Source organism: Phaeodactylibacter luteus (assembly GCF_007993045.1).
Classification (GTDB): Bacteria; Bacteroidota; Bacteroidia; order Chitinophagales; family Saprospiraceae; genus Phaeodactylibacter; species Phaeodactylibacter luteus.
In genome coordinates, this window is sequence record NZ_VOOR01000146.1 from 1 (window position 1) to 1123 (window position 1123).

The window sequence follows — 1123 nt, forward strand, 5'->3', positions numbered from 1 at the left end:
GCTAACACCTTGAAAAGGTATTCGTCATTCCATCCGGCCTTTTTTCGCTTAGCCTTGATGCCGACTTTCGTACTTGTCTCTTTTTTCAGCAAATTGAGGGCATAGTGGCGCACGAGGTTTTGATTGACAGCGGCGTTGCCTTTCCTTGTCCGGTTATCGTCTTCTCCAAACGCGACATCCAATATATAATGCAGGGAGTTCTCGATGGCCCAGTGGCTGCGGATGGCGGCTTTTATCTTTTCAATCTCAGCAGCATCGAGCGTGGTGATGAAAAACCTGCGCTCCCGGCCTCGGCTTTGGCCGGCCTTCTTGCCCGTCACAAATTCTGTATAGTTGTCCGTCATCACTATCGTTTTAAGACCCGGCCATTTCTCCAATTGTCCGGCCGTGAGGTAATCTTGTGCCGGGCAGGTGGTATAATGGCGCTGCTCCAAGCGCCCATGATCTTTATTGACTTCCTTGATTTCATACGAATCGCCTTGTACGCCAACCTTTTCAAAAGTTTCTGCTATCTCTTCATACAGACTGCCCTGATTGCCTTTGACTGCCAAAAGGTAGCCACCTTTTGCGTCGACAATCTGCTGGGCAATCGCGGTCTGAGTGCCCATAGCGTCTATTGTCACCAAGCAGCCATTTAAGTCGAGCAGCGATAAAAGCTGCGGGATGGCCTTGATCTCGTTCGACTTTTCTGCCGTGGCTGTCTGTGCCAATACCAAGCCCGAATCATTCCCATAGGCGCTCACCACATGCTGGGACAAACGCTCATTGAAAGTGTCAAAACTGCTTCGCATCGTCTTGCCATCAATGGATATCTGCCCCCCAATTTCAGTTATGGACTTCATCCAGGCCAGGAAGCACTCTTGGAAGGCTTTGGGCTCTATTATGGAAAAAAGCCTGCCAAAAGTGTCGTGAGACGGGACCCCACGCTGAGCTACATTGAACGTTTCTTGGAACAAGCGCAGCTTCTCTTTGCCGAACTGTTCTATCTCTGTCCACTCATCTGCCCCACAAATGGTGGCGACAAAAGAGATGGTCAGTATGGTCCGTAACGAGTGCCGTACGCCTTTTGCAGAACGGGGGTCAGGGACATCTTCGAAGTGGTGCAGAAGACCTTCCGCTATAG

At 50.5% G+C, this 1123-nt stretch carries 1 protein-coding gene; it reads right to left on the reverse strand.

Features of this window, described 5'->3' with window-relative positions; translation table 11 throughout:
* On the reverse strand, positions 1–1123 hold a 1123-nt coding region (locus tag FRY97_RS21880; RefSeq protein ID WP_170254842.1), incomplete at both ends, for an ISAs1 family transposase.